The sequence below is a fragment of the Chitinophaga sp. genome (assembly GCF_036569125.1).
GTDB lineage: Bacteria > Bacteroidota > Bacteroidia > Chitinophagales > Chitinophagaceae > Chitinophaga.
The window spans coordinates 1-8,854 of the sequence record NZ_DATCRF010000360.1 but is presented as its reverse complement, the minus strand read 5'-3'; the positions used below and the strand labels follow the sequence as shown (position 1 = coordinate 8,854).

Genomic DNA, 8,854 nt, shown 5'->3' with positions numbered 1-8,854 from the left:
TTGCGGCACAGGATAAATTTGTTGGCGGCACAGGATTATCTAAAGAAGGCAAGGTGTTAAAGTTCAATGATGTGATGACGGACGGCCCTTATGCAGAGACGAAGGAATCCATTGCCGGTTTCATTACCATCCGGGCTAAAGACCTGGAAGAGGCCGTGAGCCTGGCTAAAAGCTGCCCTATTCTGAAGGGGGAAGGCAACACTGTAGAAGTTAGACAGATCGTAACCAGACATAATAACCCCTGAGTAATTTCCCCTGTATACGCATTACAGGGGAAATTTCATTATGCAGCACACAACGCTCATACCGCATTTATTCAGAACGGAGTACCGTAAAATAGTAGCCGTGCTATGCCGGCATTTTGGCCTGCAGCAAATGGAAATTGCTGAGGATATTGCCAGCGATACTTTTCTGACTGCTGCAGAAACCTGGCCACTGAAGGGTATTCCGCCGCAGCCCACAGCCTGGTTATACCAGGTGGCCAAAAATAAAACAAAGAACTATTTACAGCGCGGCCTATTGTTCGCTACTAAAATTTCACCGGACATAAAAAGTAATTCCACCGAAGGCTATGAGGAAGAAATTGACCTTTCCCCGCAAAACGTGAACGACAGCCAGCTGCAGATGATGTTTGCCGTGTGCCACCCTGCTATTTCAAGAGAGGCGCAGATCGGGTTGTCATTACGCATTCTTTGCGGTTTTGGCATAGAGGAAATAGCCGATGCATTTTTAACCAGCAAGGAAACCATTAATAAACGTTTATTCCGCGCCAAAGAAAAGCTGAAAGAGGAGAAGATCCATATTGAGCTGCCGCCGCCAGCCACCATGAATGAACGCCTGGAAGCTGTGCTTACTATCATTTATTTATTGTTTAACGAGGGCTATTATTCCGTTAGCCAGAACAAAACCCTGCGCAAAGATCTTTGCCTGGAAGCCATGCGCCTTTGCACCATGCTGGTGGAAAATGAAAGCACCAACAAACCGGCTGTAAATGCGCTGCTGGCGCTCATGTGTTTTCATGCCTCCCGTTTTGATGCACGTATCAATGAGCATGGTGAGCATATTTTGTATGAAGAGCAGGATGCTAACCTCTGGAATGCAGACCTGATCAGCAAAGGCGGGTATTTCTTAAACCAGGCTGCCAGCGGTAATGAGCTTTCCAGATACCACCTGGAAGCCGGCATTGCTTACTGGAACACCCAAAAGGAGGACACCAGAGAAAAATGGGTGAATATTTTATACTTCTATAACCGCCTGCTGCAAATAGCTTACTCGCCTATTGCGGCGCTGAACAGAACCTATGCGCTGGCAAAAGTGAATGGGAAGCAGGCGGGGATCGCTGCTGCGGAGCAGCTGGAGCTGACTAATAATCATTTTTATTTTGCGCTGCTGGGAGAGCTATACACCGGCATTGATGATGCAAAGGCAAGGGAATATTATGAAAGCGCATTGGCGCTGGCAAAAACGGAGGCGGATAGGGCGGCCATCAGGAAGAAGCTGCAGCATCCCTAGCAGCCCGGATCACTGCGGTTTAACCTCCTGCCAGGAATCAATCCATCTGCGGGCATAACCGTTCAGCTCATTTACCTGTTCCAGCTGTAAAAGTATTTTGTTAATAGTATACCAGCCGTTAGCAGTAGGCTGGCTGGTAAAAGCCTGCATTGGCAATTCCAGCTGCCAAAGGTGGCTCTGCAAGAATTGATTTCCGTTATATTGATAATACAATCTTGTAGCAGCGCTCCATATTTCCCTGGCAGTAACAACATGCGGAGGCTCATTTCTGTTTGGCGGTACATAGTTGTGCTGGGGTGGCGCATTAAAAGGCAATGTATTATGGAGGCTGAACGGAGGCGGCGTTTGGGTCCTGGAAGTATCTTCAAAAGGCGGCGTATCTGTAAAGCGGAAAGGTCCGTCTTTTGGAGTGGGCGTTTCTGTTTGTTCTTCGTTGGTGTCTTCCCGTTTACGCTTATTCGGTATAAACCTTGGCCGTTCCTCCCGCCGCTGTTCATTGCTTCCTGTTTTTTTCAGGTTTGGTTTTCCCACCAGCTTACGGGCCACCCCAAAGGCTTTATCCAGGCTTTCTTTAGCAGCAGACAATAATTGTTTTTTATCCGCCTTTATCAGGTCTGATTTTTCTTCCCAACGCGTACCATAATAGTTAAAGATCTTGTTTACCTCTTTCTTAAAATAAGAAATGGCATTATCTGATGCCAGGTTGGGAAGATATTCCTGCTCCACCAATTCCTGTAATTGTCCCAAAAGCTCATTAATGATCTGTTCTTTTTGTAATGCTATTTCTAAATCCTGCTGCCTTTGCTGTTCATCTATAATTTCCTGTTTTTCCTGCCTTGCCAATACCTTATCTTTTACTTCCAATAGCTGTGCCCTTATGGGATCCAGCAAACCTTCCATATCCCGGTTAAAAAGCTGCTCGTCTTCTTTCCATTTATTATTGGCATCATATAGTATTTTTTCCCGGTAGTGGATAAATTGTTCCAGGAAAGCGTCATTGAACTTGGTTTCATACTTTTGTCCATACAGGCGTACACGTTTTAACAGCTCATGGCGGTATTCATCATTTTTTTTCCTTTGCAGCGCTTCCTCTTCATCTTTCTCCCGCTTCAATCTTTCCCGTTCTTCCCGTTCTTCTTTTTCCTTTTGTTCTTTGGCCTTCTGGCTGAGTACCTGTTGTTTTTTTTCTTCTTCCTTTTTGAGCACCTGCTTTTTTTCTTCCTCAAAATCACCTTTCAGCTTGGCTTCCTTAGCGGTATTCACGATCAGGAAGGCAGGGGTTGAAGTGGTATACTTGCGGATCTTATCCATCTCAATATACTCCAGCTCTGTTGCAGGATAGGGCAGTACGATATGGTACCCCGGTGGTACCTGGTATACCGTTAAAACTTTTTCTGCAATATAGTTATAAGGTAGATTGCCTTTATCATCCATTGCAAGCGCGCGCAATAGGGAAGACTGACTATTTATGCTAAAGTTCCCAAGAAGGTGATAGGTATTGGGAGTGGTAGTGGGCTTGATTGTTCCACTGGAATGAAAATAAAATCCCGGCACAAAATTTTTAACCGTATTGGCCACCACCCCGGGCACTACATCTACCGGAATATCATGAGGCAGTGTTTTATCATAAATAGGTTTGATCGTAGTATCTTCCTGCCAGTGGCTTACCTGGCTGCCATCATTTCCCGGGATCAGCTTCATCTGGGTGACCTTAAAATGGAAATTGGCCGGCAGCGCCTGCTCGTCCGGGTATCCGAAAGCACCGGCAAAGCTGCCCCAGTTAAGCGCTTCTGCTTCAAAGCGTACCACTTTATTATTAGCATTCACTGCATCTTTTGCCGCCTTTTCTACCCCAACCTTCATGGTGCTGTTAAATGCGGTAGATATAGGTACCAGGTTATTATTTGTACCCGGGCCATGCAGGTGATCATTTAACATATGGCCCCTTTTATAGCCTGCTATATTCGTTAGCCTTTTCCATAATTTTGTTTCCTCCTGGGGAGTTGAACCCACTATGCCATCATCCCTGCCTAAAATACTAAGCGGCTCCATAACTATCTTCGCACAAAAAGTATCCGGGCCAATTGTCTTCGTCAATAATTGCGCCTGGTGTGAGGGAGGGCGCAGCTTTTTCATTACCACACTGGTTAGCTGGTTCAATTTTCCCAGCAATACGGCAATTTTCTTTAATGCCAGCTGCGCTTGTTGTCTATCCTGCACAGTAGGCGCTTTCCGTTTGGCTTTTCCAACAGTGGAAGTGCCTTTGGTGCCGTATTTTCCGGTATGGACAATAACCGCAGTGTCTTCAATTTCCTTGAGCAGCGCCTGCTCCTTGACGGACAATGCTTTCCTGCGTTTACGTTTAAGGAAAAGGCTGAGGGTTTGCGCATCCGAATGCAGCCATAAAGTACCGTCCTCCGGGTGAATGAAAAGAATATGCATTTCATCTTTCCCATCTTCATCCATATCCATTACCAGGGGCTCCTGTAGTGCTGCATCTGCTGTAGCTGCTTCCCCTAAAGGATCTTCGGCTGCGAGGGTTTCCGGCAGCGGGGACATTGCCGGTTTAGATATCCCGTTAGGTGATATATTATTTGCCACTGATTGGGTGGTATCCTGGGCCGCTTGGGTTTTATTATCGCGCTCCATAGAGGATGGTTATTAAAGGGATATGCTTCTTTAAAAATACGGTTTTCCCGCCCATCTCCCAAACTTCATAATCACTTAACATAAAACCTCCCGCACCTTCTCTAACTTCACACCTTAAAAGCGTTCTCCCAACTGCTCATTAGCCAACATGCGTGAACTAACTGATAAGGAATTACTGCAACGTATCCGGCAGGATGATGTATCTGCATTTGAAACGCTGTACCTGCGCCTGTGGGAATCATTGTTCGTATTTGCCATGAAGCGGCTGGGGGCAGAAGATGATGCGGAAGATGTAGTGCAGGAAGTATTTGCCAGCCTGTGGGCCAAACGCCACTCCCTGCAGATCCGGGAAAATTTTGACGCCTACCTTTACTCCGCCGTTAAATATAAAGTGATCAACAAGGTAGCAGCCATGCTGCAAAACCCCGAAAAGCTGGAGCTGGTGCGGGAGTCCCTGCTGCCCGCTGTGGATAATGCCGCCGAAACATTACAATCCAAAGAACTACAGGCCATTGTTAACCAGGAAGTACAATCCCTGCCGGAAAAAATGCGGGAAATATACTTACTATATATAGAGCAGCACCGCTCCGTGGCCGACATTGCCCGCGTACTTTCCCTCTCTGAACAAACCGTGCGCAACCAGCTGGGGCTGGCCAGAACCCGCTTAAAGAAGTCGTTGCAGCACGCTATGCTGCTCACTTTTCTTTGTTAATATTTCCTTAACATTCGGATATGGTTAAAAGGTGGTTTTACCGGACATATAGGTAAAGACGCTTTTTTAATGGACATAAACGGGTTTGAACAGGTTGTAGAAAGATATCTGAACGGACAGGCTACCAATGAAGATCTGCTGTTGATAGAACAATGGCTGCAACAAACGGGCAATAAAGAGTATGAGCTAACAGCAGAAAAGAAAAAGATCATTGCCGCGCGCCTGCTGCCGCGGTTAAAGGCCATTACCCAAACCGCAGCTCCAGAAGCGCGCAAGCCGTTATACCTGTTCCCCAAACGTTGGATGCGTATTGCAGCGGCCATCCTGGTGCTTATTACTACCGGCACACTGGGCTGGATCTACCGCCAGCCCCTGGCCGACCGTATTGCACCTGTAGCAATGAACACCGTTAAAGCAGGGCCTTATGAAATAAAAAAAGTACAGCTGCCGGATCAGACAATAGTTACACTGAATACCGGCGCATCCATCAGCTTCCCGGCCGCTTACCATGGCAACCAGCGGACAGCCACCATTGAAGGAGAAGTTTTTTTTGAAATAGCAACTGATAAGCACAAGCCCTTTATTGTACATACACCCTCGCTGGATGTAACGGTGCTGGGAACCTCCTTTGTGGTAAAAGAACAATCACAATCTGCTACCGTAAGCGTAATAACCGGTAAGGTAAAAGTAGCCGCCGCAGAACAGCCGCTTGCAGCGCTGGAAGCCGGCCGGCAGGTGCAGTATAATAAACAATCGCGTAAGGCCGCATTGCAGCCTGTAGATGTACAGCAGGTAATGGCCTGGACCCGGCATAGCTTTTCTTTCCAGGAAGTGCCGCTGGAACAGGTGCTGAAAGCCATTGCTCAAAAATGGAATGTAAAGCTGGAATTACCGGGCGTAGCATCCGGGAAAGAGTTCTCCGGCGATTTTAGTAATAACGACAGTTTGGATGATATGATGGCAGCCCTGGCGCTGGCCACCAGCATTCATTGGGAAAAAAATGGAGCAGGGATCATCAGGATAACCTATCCCTAACGAAAGCCAGCACCTCCAGGTGAGCAAGTTTAACAGACGCAGATTTTTTTCATTGCAAGCAATGAACAGGGCATCGCATTTTTAAAAATAAGTGAACGCATAAACAACCAGACAATAAATACTTATATGTACCGGACAAAAAAAGTTTTTACAAATTGGGGCAATAGTATGCAGCGGGCCTGCATACTGATGGCAGGTTTGCTTCTATGCCTGCAGCCGGCCATGGGTTTTACCCAAACGGAGAAATTAGCAGAGAAAAGAATATCTATTGAGCTGGCAAATGAAGAGCTGACAGCGGCCATCCATAAAATTGAGAAAAAGGTGAACGCTCATTTTATGTATGATGCAACTGAATTAAAAAAGCTGGATAAAAAGATCACCGGCATCTACCGGAATGAAACGGTAGCCAGGGTGCTTTCAAACATCTTATCCGGTACCGGTTTTGGATATGAGCAGCTGAAAGAAAAAATTATTATTCACCGCCTGGCCAGTACACCAACGGACAACAAACCCACGCAAGCCGGAGCCGCTGCCAACATGGAAGATATCGTAGTACGGGGCCGGGTAATGGATGAAAAGGGAGAACCTTTAATAGGCGTGAACATTAAATCCAAACACAGCCGCCAGGGAACAGTGAGCGACCGGAATGGTTTTTATACCATTACCCTGCCTGCTGATAAAGGTGTGCTGGTTTTCTCCTTTGTCGGATTTACCAGCCGTGAGATCCCCGTGGAAAGAACACAGGTGCTAGACTTAAAGCTAATGCCGGATTCCAAAGGCCTGAATGAAGTAGTAGTAACCGCATTGGGAATAAAACGTGAGGAGAAAGCGCTGGGTTATGCTACTACCGTAGTGCAGGGAGAGCAGCTTACAGAAACCCTGCCGGCTAACTGGACAGAGGCTTTATCCGGAAAAGTAGCAGGCCTTAACCTGGTAAGATCCAATGCAGGACCTACCGGTTCTAATAAGATTATTCTGCGTGGCGAGAATAACCTTACCGGCGATAATGAAGCGCTGATAGTAGTGGACGGAGTAGTGATAAACCAGGGCAGCGGCCGCCGTACCGGTGTTGCCGGTGAAAATCCCTATGGCACCGGCAGCGATAATATGCCGGCCGATTATGGCACTGGTTTGAATGATATTAACCCGGAAGATATAGCGGCTGTTACGGTGCTGAAAGGACCCGGTGCAGCGGCCCTGTACGGGCAGCGCGGCGCTAACGGAGCTATCATCATCACTACAAAATCAGGCAGCAGCAAAAGAAAAGGCTGGGGCGTTACCTTTACCTCCAACGCATCCCTGGAGCAGGTGAACCGCTGGCCTGATCTGCAGTATGAATACGGACAAGGCCTGGCCGGTGCGGATTATTATTCGTACGGCGCTTCTGCTGATGGCGCCAGCACCAGCGGCACCAGCTCAGCCTACGGCCCTAAGTTCGATGGGCAGCAGTTTTACCAGTATGATCCGGTAACGCAGGCGCAGGGTACTGCCAAAACACCCTGGGTGCCTTATAAGAACGTAAACAAGTATTTTAATACCGGCAACACGCTTACCAACACCATCAGCCTGGATGGCGGTACGGATAAAACCACAGCACGTTTTTCTTTCACCAATGTTACAAACGAATGGATAGTACCGAATACCGGCTACAAACGGAATACCGTTGCATTGTCTGTAAACTCAAAAGTGAATGATAAGCTGCAGATCTCATCCAAGATCAACTACACCAATAAGTGGAGTGATAACCTGCCGGGATCAGGCTACGGCAACCAGTCTATCATGTACTGGTACATATTCTGGCAACCCAATGCCAATATAGACTGGCTGAAGAATTACTGGGCCAATGGCCAGGAAGGACGCGCCATAAAATATCCCTATAGCTCCTATCCTGAAAACCCTTATGCAATAGCTTATGAGTTTATCAATAGCTCTAACCGGCACGGGGCCACAGGTAACGTACAGGCGGTGTACAGCATCACCAATGAATTAAGCCTGCTGGTGAGATCATCTGTAGACTTCAGCTATGAGGGGCGCGAGCAGAAACGCCCTTATGATGCCGGTACAAAATATCCTCATGGCAGCTACCGCACACAGAATATTTTTTCCATGGAAGCCAGCAGTGATTTCCTGCTGAAATATGCAAAGAAAGTAAATGAGGACTTTGACTTTACCATAACAGCCGGTGGCAGCACGCTTACCAATAACTATAACAGGGATGAGGTGCGTGCAGATTCGCTCGTTTATCCCGGCACTTACTCTATGGCCAATGCTGCTGGTCCTTTAGTGACCATGCCCTGGAAAAGCAAATACAAGATCAACAGCTTTTACGGCATGATCACTGCCGGTTATAAAGACTTTTTGTTTATGGACCTCACCGGCCGCCAGGACTGGAACAGTGTGCTGGCATCCCCGGACCGTACAGACAATGCAGGGTTCTTTTATCCTTCCCTGAGCATGAGCTTTATTCCATCTGAAGTATGGATGCTGCCGAAGTTCGTAAACTTTGCAAAGCTGCGGTTCTCTGCATCCAGCGTAGGCAGCGGGCAAACCACACCTTACCGTACCGCCTATACGTATCCCACTGCCGGAAGCCAGTACAACGGCGGATTGGAGAACCCAACTACTTTGGCTAACCCTGACCTGAGGCCACTGCGCACCATTACCTATGAAGCAGGCGCCAATGTAAAAATGCTCAATAACCGCCTGGGCTTTGACCTGGCCCTGTATACCGGCAGCACGAAAGACCAGATCCTGGAACGCATCGTAGACCGTGCATCCGGTTATGCGAAAGAGATCATTAACGTGGGTAAAGTGAATAACAGTGGCATAGAGCTGGCCGTGAACGGTACGCCCCTGGCACTAAAGAATTTTAAATGGAATACCAATATCGTATTCTCCTCTAACCGTAACGTAATTAAAGAGCTGGCAGATAGCTCCGTGGTATTA

At 47.4% G+C, this 8,854-nt stretch carries 6 protein-coding genes; 5 read left to right on the top strand and 1 reads right to left on the bottom strand.

Translation table 11 applies throughout. The features are described 5' to 3' along the window. The coding region (locus tag VIM87_RS13260) for a YciI family protein (protein ID WP_331997460.1) at positions 1-245 on the top strand (245 nt) is incomplete at its 5' end. Positions 246-285: 40 nt separating this feature from the next. Continuing rightward, complete coding sequence (locus VIM87_RS13255; RefSeq protein WP_331997459.1) at positions 286-1,512, top strand: RNA polymerase sigma factor; 1,227 nt, start codon at positions 286-288, stop codon at positions 1,510-1,512. A gap of 9 nt (positions 1,513-1,521) precedes the next feature. On the opposite strand, the gene VIM87_RS13250 is transcribed toward VIM87_RS13255, so the two are convergent. Next, the gene (locus VIM87_RS13250) at positions 1,522-4,161 is read right to left on the bottom strand and encodes a hypothetical protein (protein WP_331997458.1); all 2,640 of its coding nucleotides are present in this window, start codon (positions 4,159-4,161) and stop codon (positions 1,522-1,524) included. A gap of 148 nt (positions 4,162-4,309) precedes the next feature. On the opposite strand from VIM87_RS13250, the gene VIM87_RS13245 reads away from it, so the two are divergent. The 3 genes from VIM87_RS13245 to VIM87_RS13235 all read left to right on the top strand — a co-directional run. Beyond that, positions 4,310-4,873 (top strand): RNA polymerase sigma factor, encoded by a 564-nt coding sequence (locus tag VIM87_RS13245; protein ID WP_331997457.1) that lies wholly within the window; start codon positions 4,310-4,312, stop codon positions 4,871-4,873. 69 nt (positions 4,874-4,942) lie between these two features. Further along, positions 4,943-5,908, top strand: a complete 966-nt coding sequence (locus tag VIM87_RS13240) for a FecR family protein (RefSeq protein WP_331997456.1) — start codon at positions 4,943-4,945, stop codon at positions 5,906-5,908. Between the two features lie 168 nt (positions 5,909-6,076). Beyond that, positions 6,077-8,854: SusC/RagA family TonB-linked outer membrane protein (locus tag VIM87_RS13235; protein ID WP_331997455.1), on the top strand; the 2,778-nt coding region annotated here is incomplete at its 3' end.

Coding starts and splice junctions, on each gene's coding strand:
- VIM87_RS13255 (WP_331997459.1), top strand. CDS start 286: ATGCAGCACACAACGCTCATACCGCATTTATTCAGAACGGAGTACCGT.
- VIM87_RS13240 (WP_331997456.1), top strand. CDS start 4,943: ATGGACATAAACGGGTTTGAACAGGTTGTAGAAAGATATCTGAACGGA.
- VIM87_RS13250 (WP_331997458.1), bottom strand. CDS start 4,161: ATGGAGCGCGATAATAAAACCCAAGCGGCCCAGGATACCACCCAATCA.
- VIM87_RS13245 (WP_331997457.1), top strand. CDS start 4,310: ATGCGTGAACTAACTGATAAGGAATTACTGCAACGTATCCGGCAGGAT.